General features: G+C 67.3%; 13 protein-coding genes and 2 pseudogenes. 9 read left to right on the forward strand and 6 right to left on the reverse strand.

Features of this window, described 5'->3' with window-relative positions:
• The first annotated feature begins 9 nt into the window (after positions 1 to 9).
• From AC5Y3P_RS01305 to AC5Y3P_RS01315, 3 genes and pseudogenes are all read left to right on the forward strand, one after another.
• The gene (locus AC5Y3P_RS01305; RefSeq protein WP_500044073.1) at positions 10 to 2292 is read left to right on the forward strand and encodes an ATP-dependent DNA ligase; all 2283 of its coding nucleotides are present in this window, start codon (positions 10 to 12) and stop codon (positions 2290 to 2292) included.
• Between the two features lie 299 nt (positions 2293 to 2591).
• A complete protein-coding gene (locus AC5Y3P_RS01310; protein WP_500044074.1) occupies positions 2592 to 3617 on the forward strand; it encodes a glycoside hydrolase family 6 protein in 1026 nt (341 codons plus the stop codon).
• A gap of 45 nt (positions 3618 to 3662) precedes the next feature.
• Positions 3663 to 3968 (forward strand): annotated as a pseudogene (locus tag AC5Y3P_RS01315) (hypothetical protein); the annotation flags it as partial.
• 422 nt (positions 3969 to 4390) lie between these two features.
• Here AC5Y3P_RS01315 and AC5Y3P_RS01320 read toward each other — a convergent pair.
• Both AC5Y3P_RS01320 and AC5Y3P_RS01325 read right to left on the reverse strand, forming a co-directional pair.
• A complete protein-coding gene (locus AC5Y3P_RS01320; RefSeq protein WP_500044075.1) occupies positions 4391 to 6265 on the reverse strand; it encodes a propionyl-CoA synthetase in 1875 nt (624 codons plus the stop codon).
• A 20-nt stretch (positions 6266 to 6285) separates the two neighbouring features.
• Positions 6286 to 7161, reverse strand: a complete 876-nt coding sequence (locus AC5Y3P_RS01325) for a TIGR03619 family F420-dependent LLM class oxidoreductase (protein WP_500044076.1) — start codon at positions 7159 to 7161, stop codon at positions 6286 to 6288.
• A 162-nt stretch (positions 7162 to 7323) separates the two neighbouring features.
• Here AC5Y3P_RS01325 and AC5Y3P_RS01330 point away from each other — a divergent pair, with 162 nt between their 5' ends.
• On the forward strand, positions 7324 to 7788 hold the full coding sequence (locus tag AC5Y3P_RS01330; RefSeq protein WP_500044077.1) for a nitroreductase family deazaflavin-dependent oxidoreductase: 465 nt from the start codon (positions 7324 to 7326) through the stop codon (positions 7786 to 7788).
• On the opposite strand, the gene AC5Y3P_RS01335 is transcribed toward AC5Y3P_RS01330, so the two are convergent.
• Positions 7789 to 8361 (reverse strand): DUF4873 domain-containing protein, encoded by a 573-nt coding sequence (locus AC5Y3P_RS01335; RefSeq protein ID WP_500044078.1) that lies wholly within the window; start codon positions 8359 to 8361, stop codon positions 7789 to 7791.
• Positions 8362 to 8465: 104 nt separating this feature from the next.
• Positions 8466 to 9299 (reverse strand): AurF N-oxygenase family protein, encoded by an 834-nt coding sequence (locus tag AC5Y3P_RS01340; protein ID WP_500044079.1) that lies wholly within the window; start codon positions 9297 to 9299, stop codon positions 8466 to 8468.
• Between the two features lie 160 nt (positions 9300 to 9459).
• On the opposite strand from AC5Y3P_RS01340, the gene cobF reads away from it, so the two are divergent.
• The 4 genes and pseudogenes from cobF to AC5Y3P_RS01360 all read left to right on the forward strand — a co-directional run bounded on the left by cobF (position 9460) and on the right by AC5Y3P_RS01360 (position 11898).
• Positions 9460 to 10197: a precorrin-6A synthase (deacetylating) gene (cobF, locus tag AC5Y3P_RS01345; RefSeq protein ID WP_500044080.1), complete on the forward strand. Its 738-nt coding sequence runs from the start codon at positions 9460 to 9462 to the stop codon at positions 10195 to 10197.
• A gap of 78 nt (positions 10198 to 10275) precedes the next feature.
• Positions 10276 to 10518, forward strand: a pseudogene (locus AC5Y3P_RS01350) (DNA-formamidopyrimidine glycosylase family protein); the annotation flags it as partial.
• A gap of 153 nt (positions 10519 to 10671) precedes the next feature.
• Positions 10672 to 11139, forward strand: a complete 468-nt coding sequence (locus AC5Y3P_RS01355; protein ID WP_500044266.1) for a zinc finger domain-containing protein — start codon at positions 10672 to 10674, stop codon at positions 11137 to 11139.
• A gap of 9 nt (positions 11140 to 11148) precedes the next feature.
• Complete coding sequence (locus AC5Y3P_RS01360; protein WP_500044081.1) at positions 11149 to 11898, forward strand: SDR family oxidoreductase; 750 nt, start codon at positions 11149 to 11151, stop codon at positions 11896 to 11898.
• A gap of 25 nt (positions 11899 to 11923) precedes the next feature.
• Here the strand turns inward: AC5Y3P_RS01360 and pgi are convergent, their stop codons facing one another.
• Entirely contained in the window at positions 11924 to 13579 is a 1656-nt protein-coding gene (gene pgi / locus AC5Y3P_RS01365; RefSeq protein WP_500044082.1) for a glucose-6-phosphate isomerase, read from the reverse strand.
• Between the two features lie 27 nt (positions 13580 to 13606).
• On the opposite strand from pgi, the gene AC5Y3P_RS01370 reads away from it, so the two are divergent.
• The gene (locus AC5Y3P_RS01370; protein ID WP_500044083.1) at positions 13607 to 15052 is read left to right on the forward strand and encodes an NAD-dependent succinate-semialdehyde dehydrogenase; all 1446 of its coding nucleotides are present in this window, start codon (positions 13607 to 13609) and stop codon (positions 15050 to 15052) included.
• A 63-nt stretch (positions 15053 to 15115) separates the two neighbouring features.
• On the opposite strand, the gene AC5Y3P_RS01375 is transcribed toward AC5Y3P_RS01370, so the two are convergent.
• Positions 15116 to 15421 (reverse strand): chorismate mutase, encoded by a 306-nt coding sequence (locus AC5Y3P_RS01375; protein WP_500044084.1) that lies wholly within the window; start codon positions 15419 to 15421, stop codon positions 15116 to 15118.
• Between the last annotated feature and the right edge of the window lie 134 nt (positions 15422 to 15555).

Here is a 15555-nt window from a genome sequence, read left to right on the forward strand (position 1 = left end):
GTTCGGGTCATGAAGCGCGTGGGCGAGGTGCGGCTCACGAACGCCGACAAGGTGCTCTACCCGGACACCGGTACCACCAAGGGCGAGGTCTTCGACTACTACGTGGCCATCGCCGAGGCGATGCTGCCGCACATCGCGGGCCGACCGGTCACCCGCAAGCGCTGGCCCAATGGTGTGCACAACGCCGATTTCTTCGAAAAGCAGCTGGCGTCCTCGGCTCCGGCGTGGCTTGAGCGCGGCAGCGTCACGCATCGCAGCGGCACCACGACCTACCCGATCATCGACAGTGTGGCGGCATTGGCCTGGATCGGCCAGCAGGCTGCACTGGAAGTGCATGTGCCGCAGTGGCGTTTCGTCGACGGGGAGCCGGGTCCGGCCACCCGGGTGGTGTTCGACCTCGATCCCGGCCCGGGGGTGCGGCTGCCCCAGGTCTGCGAAGTGGCCTGCGCGGTGCGCGAGTTGATGACCGACATCGGGTTGGACACCTACCCGGTAACCAGTGGTAGCAAGGGAATTCATCTGTACGCCGCCCTGGCGAAACCGGTCAGCTCGCAAGGGGCCTCGACGTTGGCCAAACGGGTCGCCCAGCAGCTCGAACAGGCGATGCCGACTTTGGTCACCGCGACCATGACCAAGAGCCTGCGCACGGGCAAGGTGTTCGTGGACTGGAGCCAGAACAGCGCAGCCAAGACCACCATCGCCCCCTATTCGCTGCGCGGCCGCGATCAGCCCACCGTGGCGGCGCCGCGCACCTGGGCGGAGTTGGAAGATCCGGAAATCCGGCATCTGCGCTACGACGAGGTGTTGGAGCGGGTGGCGCGTGATTCAGACCTGCTGGCCGGGTTGGACGCGGCCATGCCGGAATTGGCCACCGGCGCGGCGTCCACCTCCGATCGGCTCAGCACCTACCGCAGCATGCGCGACGCAACCAAGACACCCGAGCCCGTGCCGGCGGATCGGCCTGAGCCGGGAGCCGGGAACCGATTCGTGATCCAGGAGCATCACGCGCGCCGGTTGCATTACGACTTCCGGTTGGAGCGCGACGGCGTGCTGGTGTCCTGGGCGGTGCCGAAGAACCTGCCCAGCACACCGTCGGTCAATCACCTTGCGGTGCATACCGAGGACCACCCCCTGGATTACGCGACCTTCGAGGGCACCATCCCCAAGGGTGAGTACGGCGGCGGCAAGGTGCTGATCTGGGATTCCGGTACCTATGAGACCGAGAAGTTTCGCGACGACGGCGACGACGGCGACGACGGTGAGGTGATCGTCACGCTGCACGGGTCGAAGGTGTCGGGCCGGTACGCGCTGATCCAAACCGACGGCAAGAACTGGCTGGCGCACCGCACCAAGGATCAGCCGCAGCCGAGCGTGCAGGATCTCTCGCCCATGTTGGCCACGCCCGGGGATGTCACGCGACGTACACCGGGGCAATGGGCGTTCGACGGAAAGTTTGACGGGTACCGGTTGCTGTTCGACATCGACGGCGGCGTGGGCCGGTTGCGTTCCCGCAGCGGTCGGGATGTCACCGAGGAGTATCCGCAGTTGCAGGCGTTGGCGGCGGATCTGTCCGAGCATCAGGTGTTGCTGGACGGGGAAGTGGTGGCGCTGAACGCGGACGGGGTGCCCAGTTTCGAGGAAATGCAGAACCGGGCGCGGGCCACCGCGATCGAGTTCTGGGCCTTCGACGTGTTGCGGCTCGACGGCCGGTCGCTGTTGAACGTCAAGTTTCGGGACCGACGCAAGATCCTGGAAATGCTCTCCCGCGGAACGGATTTGATCGTCCAAGATCTGATCGACGGGGACGGCGCCGAGGCCATGGAGTTCTCCCGCAAGCAAGGCTGGGAGGGCGTGGTGGCCAAGAAGTGGGATTCGACGTATCAGCCCGGACGGCGGTCGGCCGCGTGGATCAAGGACAAGAACTGGAACACCCAGGACATCGTGATCGGCGGGTGGCGGCAAGGTGAGGGCGGGCGATCGAGCGGGATCGGCGCGCTGCTGATGGGCATTCCCGGGGCGGGCGGTCTGGATTTCGTCGGCCGGGTGGGCACCGGGTTCACCGATAAAGAGTTGGCCAAGCTCAAAGGAGTGCTGGAGCCACTGCGAACCGACGAGTCTCCGTTCAATGCCCGGCTGTCCGGCCCGGACGCCAAGCGGGTGACGTTCGTCGAACCGACGTTGGTCGGCGAGGTCCGGTACGGCGAGTGGACCTCGGACGGGCGATTGCGGCATCCCAGTTGGCGGGGGTTGCGTCCGGACAAGGTCGCCGATGAGGTGATGCGCGAAGAGTAGGCGGCCCCGGCTAGACCGAGGCGTGCGTTTGGGCCTGCCGGGGTGGGCGTGCAACTTTGACCCCTCGCGCACCGTAAATCTCAACATTCACATCAGTCACCGCGCGGAACCATATATAGGGGTGTCTCACCTCGGAGCGACAATCCAGCGACTTTCAGAGTCAGGGTGACTTGCGCGGGCAACCGCAGCGCCCGGATCTTTCCGACCGCGCAGGCCCGCAGCGCCCGGATCAGCCCAACAACGACGTCGTCCCGACCCGGGATTGGCACTTGCCGGACCGCCGCACTACTTTTTCTGAGGTGATCTCCTCTGCCGCTGGTGCCCTCGTCCGTTGGAGCGTTCCCTTGTTCACGGCTGCGGCCGTGGTCGGCGCGGGTCTGATCGCTGCCCCGGTCCCAAGCGACACCGAGCACTCGGTACGACTGGTCAGCGAGAACAACCCACTGGCCGGCCGGCCCTTCTACGTCGACCCCATCTCGAAGGCCATGCGGGCCGCCAACAGCGCGGAGCCGCCCAGCCCCGAGTTGACCGCCGTCGCGAACACGCCGCAGGCCTACTGGCTGGACCAGGCGTTCCCGGCGTCGTCGGTCGGCGGCACGGTCAACAAGCTGGCCGGCGCTGCAGCGGCTGCCGGTGCCACCCCGGTGCTGGCGCTCTACGCCATCCCGCACCGCGACTGCGGGAGCTATGCAGCCGGCGGGTTTGGTTCCGCCGATGCCTACCGGGCCTGGATCGACAGCATCGCCGGTGGGCTTGCCGGGCTGCCGGCCGCGATCATCCTCGAGCCCGACGCGCTCGCGATGGCCGACTGCCTGTCCGGTGATCAGCGCCAGGAACGCTTCGATCTGATCCGCTACGCCGTCGACACCCTGACCCGCGACCCGGCCGCCGCGGTGTACATCGACGCCGGGCACTCGCGCTGGATCAGCGCGGAGGAGATGGCCAACCGACTGAATCAGGTCGGTGTGGAGCGGGCCCGCGGCTTCAGCCTCAACACCACGAACTACTACACCACCGAAGAGCAGATCGGCTACGGCGAAGCGATCTCGGGCATGACCAACGGCGCGCACTACGTGATCGACACGTCGCGCAACGGGCTCGGGCCCGAGCACGACGGCGAACTCAACTGGTGCAACCCCAAGGGCCGCGCGCTGGGCACGCCGCCCACCACCGACACCGCAGCCCCGCACGCAGACGCCTACCTGTGGGTCAAGCGGGTCGGTGAATCCGACGGCTCGTGCGACCGCGGCGAGCCGCCGGCCGGGCAGTTCGTCAACCAGTTCGCGATCGACTTGGCGCGCAACGCGGGCATCGTCCAGGGCTGAACGGCGTGACCGATTGATGTCGGTGCCTTGTGCCATCGTTCCGTCATGGAGCGACCGGAATTCAGTGAGCCGACGTCCGTCGTGCTGCGCGGTATCGAGTTGCGCTACGTCCTGACCGCCACCTTGCGCAACCTCGGGGTCATGAAGGTGTCGGAACTGGTGGATGTCCTTGCCCAGCAAGGATTCAGCATCCCGGGCCGGCCGTCGAAGATGGTGTCCGACCAGCTGCGGTGGGAAGTGAACATCGGCAGAGTGCTGAAGCGCGGCCGTGGGCGCTACGGACCCGGGTCCATGCCGAGATCGACCGAGTATCGAATCATCAGCCGGGTCAAGGTGTTGCGCGAGCAGGCGGCCAAGTTGCAGGAGGCTGCCTTCGACGACGAGTTCGGGACCGCGTTTGGCGGCAAGTTTGGGACCACCTTGGGTGCCGAGTCCGCGGCGGAGCGTGCCGAGTGCGCGGCAGAAGGCGCCGAGTCCGGGGCGGAGCGTGCCGTGTGCGCGGCAGAAGGCGCCGAGTCCGGGGCGGAGCGTGCCGAGTAGGGGCGGAGTGTGCCAGTGCGGGGCAGAGGGCACCGAGAGCGGGGCAGAACGGGCCGGGTTCGGCGGCCGCCGAGTAGATTTCGACCGCAGCTAGTCGTCCCGGCTGGATTAGTCGCTGGTTTGTCGCTCAGAGCTGAGACAGGTGTATATGTGTCTCCCGGCGGGGGCCAAAGTGACGGGTGTGACCAGGTGGAGTCGCGGAGGCCGAACGGGCAAGGTGGCGTCGCCCAGACTCAGCTTGAGCCCAAGATCGGACGCAGTGTATCGATCACCGACGGATCTTCGATGGTCGACGGCACCGGTTCGTCACGCCCGGCCGCGATCCCGCGCAACGTCTTGCGCAGGATCTTGCCGGACCGCGTCTTGGGTAGCCCGGGTACGACGTCCACCAGACGGAACGCGGCGACCGCGCCAATTTCGTTGCGCACCAACGCAACCAGCTCGTCACTCAGACCTTCCTCGGAAGCCCCGGCCTTGAGTACCACCAAAGCGCGGGGTGCTTGGCCCTTGATCTCGTCGGGCACACCGATCACCGCGGCTTCGGCGACGGCGGGATGGGTGGCCAACACCTCTTCGATCGCCCCGGTGGACAGTCGGTGCCCGGCAACGTTGATGACGTCGTCGATCCGGCCCATCACGAACAGGTAGCCGTCCTCGTCGATCCGCCCTCCGTCGCCGGTCAGGTAGTAGCCCGGGTGCTCGGCCAGATACGAGGCCTCATAACGAGCGTCGGCGTTCCACAGCGTCGGCAATGTCCCGGGTGGCAGCGGCAGTCGAATGCAGATCGCGCCGTCTTCACCGACGTCGCAACCGGATCCGTCGTCGTGCAGAATCTGTACGTCGTAACCCGGCATCGGCACGGTGGGTGAGCCAGCTTTGACCGGAAAGCGTTCCAGCCCCATCGGATTGGCGGCAATGGCCCAACCCGTTTCGGTCTGCCACCAATGGTCGATCACCGGCACACCCAACTTCTCCACCGCCCAGTGGTAGGTGTCCGGGTCGAGCCGTTCCCCGGCCACGAACAGATATTGCAGCGAGGACAGGTTATAGCGAGTCAAGTGCTCGCCGTCCGGATCTTCCTTGCGGATCACCCGGATCGCGGTCGGTGCGGTGAACAACGCCTTGACGCCGTACTCCTCGATCACCCGCCAGAACGCACCGGGATCCGGTGTGCCGACTGGCTTTCCTTCGTAGAGCAGCGTGGTGGCGCCGCGCAGTAACGGGGCATAGACGATGTAGGAGTGACCCACCACCCAGCCGACATCCGAAGCGGCCCAAAAGACTTCGCCGGGAGCGATGTCGTAGATGTGCTGCATGCTCCAGAGTAGAGCGACGGCATGCCCGCCGTTGTCCCGGACTATGCCCTTGGGTTTGCCGGTGGTTCCGGAGGTGTAGAGCACATACAGCGGGTCGGTGGCTGCGACCGGCACCGGGTCCACCGGCTGGGCGCCGGCCAGCAGTTCGTCGAAGTCGTGGTCGCGTCCGGGCACCACTTCGCAGCGGTGTCGGTCGCGTTGGACCACCACGCAGTGCTGCGGCGGATGCTCGGCCATCCCGATGGCGGCTTCCAGCATCGGCATGTACTCGACCACCCGGGTGGGCTCGACACCGCAGGACGCCGTCACCACGACCTTGGGCCGCACGTCGTCGATCCGCACCGCGAGTTCGTGCGGAGCGAACCCGCCGAACACCACCGAGTGCACGGCGCCGAGTCGGGCGCAGGCCAGCATGGTGATCACGGCCTGCGGCACCATCGGCATGTAGACCACCACGCGGTCGCCCTTGCCGACGCCGAGCCCGCGCAGCGCCCCGGCGAACCGTGCGGTCTGGTCCAGAAGTTCGGCGTAGGTGTACACCTGTTTGGTCGAGGTGACCGGGGAGTCGTAGATCAGTGCGGCCTGCTCACCGCGGCCTTCGGCGACATGGCGGTCCAGCGCGTTGGCGCAGGTGTTCAACTCGGCGTCGGGGAACCAGCGGTAGAACGGCGGTCTGCTGTCATCGAGGATCTGCACCGGTTCCCGCGTCCACGTGACCGCTTTGCCGGCCTGCGCCCAGAACCCGCTGGGGTCGGCGATGCTGGCGTCGAACACGTCCTGGTATGCGCCCATGAAGGCACCGTACAGCGCGCTCAGACCTTGGACATGACCTTCTCGGCGAACCTCTCCAAGTGCTTGATCTTGGTGTCCAAGGGCTCGGTATCCGGGCCCATGATGTACGGGTAGCGGAACCCGACGATGACATCGGTGACGCCCTTGTCCTCTAGCCGCTTGATGCCGTCGGGGGTATAAGCGTCCATCGAGATGACGTGCACCTGAAACTCGCCCGCCTGCCCGATCCGCTCCTGCTCGTCACGGAACTTGGCCAGCTTCGCCAGCAACTCGTCGAGTTCCTCAGGCGAGCCGCCGCCGTGCATCCAGCCGTCATTGCGGGCGGCGCGGCGCAGCGCGGCATCGGCGTGCCCGCCGATCAGGATCGGGATCGGCTCGGTGGGCGCCGGGGTCATCTTGGTCTTCTCGATGTCGTAGAACTCGCCGTGGTACTCGAAGTACTCGCCGCTGGTCAGGCCGCGGATCACCTCGATGCATTCATCCATCCGCTTGCCGCGGCGGGCGAACGGCACGCCCATCAGGTCGTAGTCCTCCGGCCACGGGCTGGTGCCCACGCCCAAGCCGAGCCGGTTGCCGAACAGCGCGGCCAGCGAACCGGCCTGCTTGGCGACCAGGGCCGGCGGGCGGATCGGCAGCTTGAGCACGAAGAAGTTGAAGTGCAGTGTCGTCGTCACCGCCGACAGCGCCGAAGCCAGCACGAAGGCCTCGATCATCTCCTTGCCGTCGAGGAATTCGCGGTTGCCGTCCGGGGTGTACGGGTAGGTGGCGTCCGACTCGAACGGGTAGGCGACGCTGTCGGCCAGCGTCATCGCGTGATAGCCGGCCGCCTCGGCGGCCTTGGCCAGCGGAATGTAGTGGCGGGCGTCGGTCATGGCTTCGGCGTAGGTGAACCGCATGCTCGCGATACTAGAACACGTTCTAATTTTGCGTGGCGGGTCGGGCGACCCGAACGCAATCCGCTTGGGGTCGAGCGGTCCGGGCGGACTCGGGACCGGCGGAGATCCGGCGCTCGGCCAGCATTCGGTCGCGCCCACGTCGTCAACGCCTAGCCTGGGGTGATGGGGCTTTCTGATGCGTTTGCGACGCTGGCGGCCCGGGCCCTGCGGAACCGGTCGCTGGTGCGGGCACCGATCTGGATTTATCGCGCCGGCCTGGGCTTCGTGTTCGGCGGCCGGATGCTCATGCTCGAGCACCGTGGCCGCAAGAGCGGGTTGCCGCGCTACGTCGTACTCGAGGTGGTCGACCACCCGGCCCCCGACCGCTATGTCATCGTCTCCGGGTTCGGCAGCACAGCGCAGTGGTACCGCAATGTGCTGGCCGATCCGCGGGTCCGGGTCAGCGTCGGTCTGCACCGCAGTGCACCAGCCACGGCGCGAGCCATGAGTCGTGCGGAGTCCGAACGAACACTCGAGGTCTACCAGCAGGTGCACCCGCGGGCCTGGGCCGCGCTGGCCCCCACCATGAAGCGTGCGCTGGGCACCGACGATCTGGCGTTGCCGATGGTCGAGCTGACCCTCGACTGATCAGCGCGACGCATACGGCGGGGTACCCACGCCGACGATGCTGTAGTCGCCCCACGGTGTGCGTTCCAGCACCCGCGCGCTCGCCTGGCGGCCGTCGATGCTCAGCGTCACCGTGCGTCGGCCCTTGAGCAGGTCGTCGGGCAGGTCACCGTGAATCGTTCCGCGCCAATGGTATTGGCCGTCGATGGCGGCCAGGTGGGCAGACAACCGCGCTCGCACCTCGACGCCGGCCGAGTCGTCGGCGGCGGCGGTCGGGCCTTCGAAGGCAAACAGCGCCGGGCCCTCGTAGAGATCGTCGTCGCCCGGTGTGGCCGCAGTCAGGTAGAAGCGGCCGGACAACCGCGCCGGACGCCAACGGTGCAGTACCACCTCCGATTTCGCTTCGATCCGCGCGGCGCCGCTGCGCTCCAACAGCCCCAGAGCGCTGCGCACGAAGCGGACTTGCCGCGAGACGTTGGGCCCGGGGATACGGAACAGGTTCGGCATCCCGTGGCAGGCCACGATCGGATTGTCTGACGGCCGGGCGTCGACGACGACGGGTGCGCTGACGGTGAGCCCGTGGCGATCGGTCACCGTCCACTGATCGGCTGTGGCGTCGAACGACCACTGGGCACGGTCGGCCAGTCGCGGTCCGGGGAACCGATCCAGCGCCGTACAGTCACCAATGAGTATGAGGTTCACAGAAATCCGGCTCGTCGCCACATCCGGCGGGCCAGCCGTCCCATCAGGCCGACATCTTCGAAGAACGCTGCCAACGGCGCGAACGCGGACACGCATTGCGCCCGGAACTGCGGGTTGGCACGGGCGATCCGACGCATCTGCTTACCGTCGAGACCGACGCGGGCATACTGCACCGGGTGGGTGAACAGGAACCGGTAGAACGGCCCGCCGGCACCGTGCAGATTCGCCAGCAACACGCGCCGATACCACGGCAGCAACGGCACCGTCCGGCGCAGCCCGTCGCGGGCGAACTGGATGTGCCGCGCTTCTTCGGTGACGTGAATTCGCATAAGCTGATGCACGATTGGCTGCAAATCTGGTTCACCGAGGATCTGGCGCTGCAGCGCGTCGAAGATCTCCTCGCCGACCAGGGCCGCGCCCCACAGAATCGGCCCGCGGAAGATCAACGGCAACGTGTTGATCAGCATGCGTTGGTAGAGCTTGGGCCGCACCGGAATACCGCCGATGCGTGCGATCGTCTTCCCGAACATCACCATGTGCCGGGTCTCGTCGCCCAACTCGGTCAGCGCGTAATGGGTGGCGCTGGCGGTCGGGTTCCGGTGCATCAAATCACGCAGTAAGGCCTGGTTCAGGATGTTTTCGAACCAGATGCCGGCGGACAGGATGTTGACCAGTTCTTGGCGGGACAGGTCGATCTGCTGCTCGCGGGTCATCGCATCCCACTGCGGCGTGCCGTACAGCGAGACCACCGACGGCGGCAAGAAGAAGAGGTCCGGGTCCAGCGGTGCGTCCCAATCGATGTCGACGACGGGTTGGTATGACTTCTTCACCGACCCCCGCAGCAACCGCTCCGAGATTTCTTCTCGGGTAGCAACATTCGCAGCTGAGCTGGTAGGCGCAACCATGTTCCCACGGTAGGCCCGGCCCCACCATTTAGTCAATACCCGCGGTACCGGGTACTTGGGGTAGCTGGTGGTCTAGCCTTCCGAGGTGCGCAGCATCCACGTCATCGGCATCGGGGCGGGCGATCCCGACTACGTCACCGCGCAGGCCGTCGCGGCGCTCAATGCCACCGAGGTGTTCTTCGCGATGGACAAGGGTGAGGCCAAGAGCGATCTGGTGGCGTTGCGCCGCGAGGTCTGCCGGCGATTCATCGAACGGCCCGGCTACCGCTTCGTCGAGCTGCCAGACCCGCCGCGCGCCCGCGACGGCGACTACCGGCAAGCCGTCGCCGAGTGGCACCAGGCCCGGGCGCGGATGTGGGCCGAGGCGATCAGCGCCGAACTCGGACCCGACGGTGTCGGCGCGTTCCTGGCCTGGGGGGACCCGTCGCTGTACGACAGCACGCTGCGCATCCTCGAGCAGGTGACCGCGCACGTCGACATCAGCTACGACGTGATCCCCGGCATCACCGCCATCCAAGCCTTGACCGCCCGGCACCGGATCCCGCTCAACGACGTCGGCGAACCGGTACTGATCACCACCGGCCGGCAACTGCGCGAGAACGGGCTCGACGGTGCGGCGGTGGTGATGCTCGACGGCGAATGCTCGTTCCTCGGCTGCCCGCCGTCGACCCACATCTGGTGGGGCGCCTACCTGGGCACCCCAGACGAACTGCTGCGCGCCGGCACGGTCGGCGAGGTGGGCGAAGAGATCTTCCGGTTGCGCGCCGACGCCCGCGCCCGGCACGGCTGGATCATGGACACCTACCTGCTGCGCCCGGCCTGACAACTGTGCGGGACGTCCGGACCTGCGGCTTTGTTCGCAGTTCCGGATTCTCGAAGCGATCCGGTACAGACTGGAGACATGCCTGAACTTCCCGAAGTCGAAGCTTTGGCCGGGTTCCTGCGCGAACACGCCACCGGGCTGACGGTCGGCCGGGTGGACGTCTCGGCGTTGTCGGCGCTCAAGACCTTCGACCCACCGCTGACCGCACTGCACGGGCAGACCGTCACCGGGGCCGGCCGCTGGGGCAAGTTCCTCGGGTTGGCCGTCGGTGAGCTGCACTTGATCACCCACCTGTCCCGCGCCGGCTGGCTGCGCTGGTCCGATCAGCTGGCCGGCGCTCCACTCAAACCCGGCAAGGGGCCGATCGCGCTCCGCGTGCACCTCGGAACACCCGGTGCCGCACCGGGTTTCGATCTCACCGAAGCCGGCACCCAGAAGCGGCTGGCGGTCTGGTTGGTCACCGACCCGGCCGACGTGCCGGGCATCGCCAAACTGGGCCCGGACGCGCTCGACCTCGGCCCCGAGGATCTCGCGTCGGTACTGCACGGCAACAACGGCCGGATCAAGACCGTGATCACCGATCAGTCCGTGATCGCCGGCATCGGCAACGCCTACAGCGACGAGATCTTGCACGTCGCCGGGATTTCCCCGTTCGCCACCGCGGGCAAGCTCACCGAATCGCAGTTGTCCGCGCTGCACGACGCGATGACCTCGGTGCTCACCGACGCCGTGCAGCGTTTGGTCGGACAGCAGGCCGCCACCCTCAAGGGCGAGAAACGCTCCGGGCTGCGAGTGCACGCCCGCACCGGATTGCCGTGCCCGGTGTGCGGCGACACCGTGCGCGAGGTGTCCTTCGCCGACCGTTCCTTCCAGTACTGCCCGACCTGCCAGACCGGCGGCAAAGTGCTGGCTGACCGCCGAATGTCCAAGCTGCTCAAGTAATCTGCTCCGATGACCCGGCAGAAGATCTTGATCACCGGCGCCAGCTCCGGCCTGGGCGCAGGAATGGCTCGCGCGTTTGCCGCCAAGGGCCGCGACCTCGCCCTGTGCGCGCGGCGCACCGACCGACTCGAAGAACTCGCGACCGAACTGACCGCGCGCCACCCCGACATCAAAGTCGCCGTCGCGCAACTCGACGTCACCGACCACGAGGCGGTGCCCACGGTGTTCCGGGCCCTGTCCGACGAACTGGGCGGCATCGACCGGGTGATCGTCAACGCGGGTCTGGGCAAGGGCGCGCCGCTCGGCTCCGGCAAGCCGTGGGCCAACAAGGCCACCGTCGAGACCAATCTGGTGGCCGCGCTCGTGCAGATCGAGACCGCGCTGGAGATGTTCCAGGCCGCCGGATCCGGGCATCTGGTGCTGGTCTCGTCGGTGCTGGCGAACAAGGGTGTACCCGGCGTCAAGGCGGCGTATGCCGCGAGCAAGGCCGGTGTGAGCTCGCTGGGCCAATCGCTGCGCGCCGAGTACGCCCGCGGGCCGATCGCGGTCACCGTGCTCGAACCGGGCTACATCGAGTCGGAGATGACGGCGAAGTCGGCCAGCACCACCCTGATGGTGGACAACGCGACCGGGGTGCGTGCCCTGGTCGCGGCGATCGAACGCGAACGTGGCCGCGCGATCGTGCCGGCTTGGCCGTGGGTCCCGGTGGTCGCACTGCTGCGGGCCGCGCCGCTGCGCTTCACCAAGTACTTCGCCTGATTCACCGAAATGTTCTCGGCGGGAATCAGGCCCGGCCGCGCCCTTCCCGGTACACCCGCACCAGCGCATCGGTGGAACTGTCCGACTGCTCAGGCGGTGCGGCGTCATCGGTGATCACCGGCAGCAGCGCCATCGCCTGGGTCTTGCCCAGCTCGACGCCCCACTGGTCGAACGAGTCGATGCCCCAGATCACGCCCTCGGTGAAGACCTGGTGTTCATACAGCGCGATCAACTGCCCGATCACCGACGGCGTCAGCCGGGTCGCCAAGATCGACGTCGAGGGCCGGTTGCCCGGCATCACCTTGTGCGGCACCACCTCGGCCGGGGTGCCTTCGGCGGCGATCTCCTCGGCGGTCTTGCCGAACGCCAGCACCTGGGTCTGGGCGAAGAAGTTGCTCATCAACAGGTCGTGCATCGAACCCGAGCCGTCGGCGGTCGGCAGATCATCGGTGGGTTGGGCGAAGCCGATGAAGTCGGCCGGCACCAGCCGGGTGCCCTGGTGTAACAGCTGGTAGAACGCGTGCTGGCCGTTGGTGCCGGGCTCGCCCCAGAAGATCTCGCCGGTGTCGGTGCTGACCGCCGAACCGTCGGCGCGCACCGACTTGCCGTTGGACTCCATGGTCAACTGCTGCAGATAGGCCGCGAACCGGGCCAGGTCGTTCGAGTAGGGGAGCACCGCCCGGGTTTGTGCGCCAAAGAAATTCGAGTACCACAGCCCGATCAGACCGAGCAGCGCCGGCGCGTTCTCGGCCAGCGGCGCGGTGCGGAAGTGCTCGTCGACCAGATGGAAGCCGGCCAGGAACTCGGCGAAGCGCTCCCGGCCGATCACCGCCATCACCGACAGCCCGATCGCCGAGTCCACCGAGTACCGGCCACCCACCCAGTCCCAGAAGCCGAACATGTTGGCGGTGTCGATGCCGAAGTCCCGCACCCGTTCGGCGTTGGTGGACACCGCCACGAAGTGCTTGGCCACCGCGTCGTCGCCGAGCGCATCGGTCAGCCAACGCCGCGCCGCGGTCGCGTTGGTCAGGGTCTCCAGGGTCGAGAACGTCTTGGAAGCAACGATGAACAACGTCGTGGCCGGATCCAGATCGGCCAGCGTGGCCACCAGGTCGGCCGGATCCACGTTCGAGACGAACCGGGCCGCGATGCCGGCGTCGGCGTAGTGCCGCAACGCGTCGTACACCATCACCGGACCCAGATCCGATCCGCCGATCCCGATGTTGACCACGGTCTTGATCCGCGCCCCGGTGGCCCCGGTCCAGGCTCCCGAACGGAGCTGATCAGTGAACGCACCCATCGCGTCGAGCACCTCGTGCACGTCGGCGACCACGTCTTGACCGTCGACCACCAACTGCGCATCCCGCGGCAGTCGCAGCGCGGTGTGCAGCACCGCGCGGTCCTCGGAGGTGTTGATGTGCGCACCGGCGAACATCGCCGCCCGTCGTTGCTCCAGCCCCGCAGCCTGGGCGAGATCGACCAGCAGACTGAGGGTTTCGCGGGTGACGCGGTGCTTGCTGTAGTCGATATAGAGATCACCGACCCGCAGCACCAGCTCACGGCCGCGGTCGGGGTCCTCGTCGAAGAACTCGCGCAGATGCCGATCGGCGACCTGCTCGTGGTGTCGGACAAGCGCATTCCATGCCGGAGTGTCGGTGATCGAGGGTGCGTAGGCGGCCATGGGTCCAACCTAGTGAATGATGAAGGTATGGACACCGCCAAGCTGTTGTCATCCGTGCCCACCGGCCTGTGGATCGCCGGCGAGGAGCGCTCCGCATCTTCGACGTTCGACGTGCTCAACCCGGCCACCGACGAGGTGATCGCCAAGGTCGGCGACGCCACCGCCGCCGACGCCGTCGCAGCGCTGGACGCCGCGGTGGCCGTCCAGGCGGACTGGGCCGCCACCCCGGCACGCGAACGCGGCGAGTTGCTGCGTTCGGTGTTCGACACCTTGACCGCGCACACCGAGGACATTGCCGCGCTGATGACCCTGGAGATGGGCAAGGTGCTCGCCGAAAGCCGCGGCGAGGTCAAGTACGGCGCCGAGTTCTTCCGCTGGTTCGCCGAGGAAGCCGTCCGGATCGAAGGCCGCTACACCACCGCACCGGCCGGCACCGGGCGGATCCTGGTGACCAAGCAGCCGGTCGGACCCTGCTACGCGATCACACCGTGGAACTTCCCGCTGGCGATGGGCACCCGCAAGATCGGCCCGGCCGTGGCCGCCGGCTGCACCATGATCGTCAAACCCGCCCAAGAGACCCCGCTGACCATGCTGCTGCTGGCCAAGCTGATCGATGAGGCCGGGCTGCCCAAGGGGGTGTTGTCGGTGCTGCCGACCTCCAAACCGGGTGAGCTGACCACCGCCCTGATCGACGACGGCCGGCTGCGCAAGCTCACCTTCACCGGTTCCACCGGTGTCGGTAAGGCCTTGGTCAAGCAGTCGTCCGACAAGCTGCTGCGCACCTCGATGGAGTTGGGCGGCAACGCACCGTTCATCGTGTTCGACGACGCCGACGTCGACGCGGCCGTGGAGGGCGCGCTTGCCGCCAAGATGCGCAACGGCGGCGAGGCCTGCACGGCGGCCAACCGGTTCCACGTGGCCAACGCGGTGCGCGAGGAGTTCACCGACAAGCTGGTCAAGCGGATGAGCGAATACACCATGGGCAGCGGTCTGGACGAAAAGTCCACGCTGGGTCCGCTGATCAACGCCAAGCAGGTCAGCACGGTCGCCGACCTGGTTTCCGACGCGGTCTCGCGCGGCGCCGTCGTCGCCGTCGGCGGCGTCGCTCCCAGCGGACCCGGCAACTTCTATCCGGCCACGGTGCTCGCCGACGTGCCCGCCGACGCCCGGATCCTCAAGGAGGAGGCGTTCGGGCCGGTCGCGCCGATCACCGGGTTCGACACCGAAGAGCAGGCGCTGGCCGCCGCCAACGACACCGACTACGGGTTGGCGGCCTACGTCTACACCCAGTCCCTGGACCGGGCGCTGCGGGTGGCCGACGCCCTCGAGTCCGGGATCGTCGGGATCAACCGCGGCATCATCTCCGATCCGGCGGCCCCGTTCGGCGGCATGAAGGAATCTGGGTTCGGCCGCGAGGGCGGTACCGAAGGCATCGAGGAATACCTGGAAACCAAGTACATCGCGCTCACCTGAGTGGTGATTTCGGTGCGCGCAGGGGCGCCCAGCGCCCCTAGACGCACCGAAATCGCAGGTAGCTCAGTGGCCGAGGCGGCCGCGGCCCATCCGCAGCAGCAGCATGGCCAGATCCTTGCCCTCGGGCCCGAGAACCGAGTAGCGCTCGATGACCTTCATCTCCCGGTTGTGCACCAGCCGGGTGCCGCCGGAGGCCATCCGGGCCTTACCGATCAGCTTCGACACCTCGGTGCGCCGCGCTACGGCGGCCAGGATCTCAGCGTCGAGCCGGTCGATCTCGAGGCGCAACTCGTCGATGTCGGGTTGGGTGTCTTGGCTCGCTTCGGCGCTCACGTCGTTCTCCTTGCTGTTGGTGGCTTCTGGTCTCATCCGATACGCGGCCTCACACAACAGACGAGCCCCGGTATCCGATGCGGACCGCGGGGCTCTGGGAAGTAGCTAGGCCACGGGCACCGCGGACCGGTACCCGTAGAAAAATCGCCACTGCGCATTGAGCACGTTTC

The organism is Mycobacterium sp. NGS45 (genome assembly GCF_059812645.1).

Bases quoted from the DNA above. Each gene is read 5' to 3' on its own strand.
- AC5Y3P_RS01325 (WP_500044076.1), bottom strand. From the start codon at position 7,161: ATGCGGTTCACCTACGCCGAAGCCATGACCGACGCCCGCCACTACATT.
- pgi (WP_500044082.1), bottom strand. From the start codon at position 13,579: ATGGCCGCCTACGCACCCTCGATCACCGACACTCCGGCATGGAATGCG.
- AC5Y3P_RS01375 (WP_500044084.1), bottom strand. From the start codon at position 15,421: ATGAGACCAGAAGCCACCAACAGCAAGGAGAACGACGTGAGCGCCGAA.
- AC5Y3P_RS01370 (WP_500044083.1), top strand. From the start codon at position 13,607: ATGGACACCGCCAAGCTGTTGTCATCCGTGCCCACCGGCCTGTGGATC.
- AC5Y3P_RS01360 (WP_500044081.1), top strand. From the start codon at position 11,149: ATGACCCGGCAGAAGATCTTGATCACCGGCGCCAGCTCCGGCCTGGGC.
- AC5Y3P_RS01305 (WP_500044073.1), top strand. From the start codon at position 10: ATGAAGCGCGTGGGCGAGGTGCGGCTCACGAACGCCGACAAGGTGCTC.
- AC5Y3P_RS01320 (WP_500044075.1), bottom strand. From the start codon at position 6,265: ATGGGCGCATACCAGGACGTGTTCGACGCCAGCATCGCCGACCCCAGC.
- AC5Y3P_RS01330 (WP_500044077.1), top strand. From the start codon at position 7,324: ATGGGGCTTTCTGATGCGTTTGCGACGCTGGCGGCCCGGGCCCTGCGG.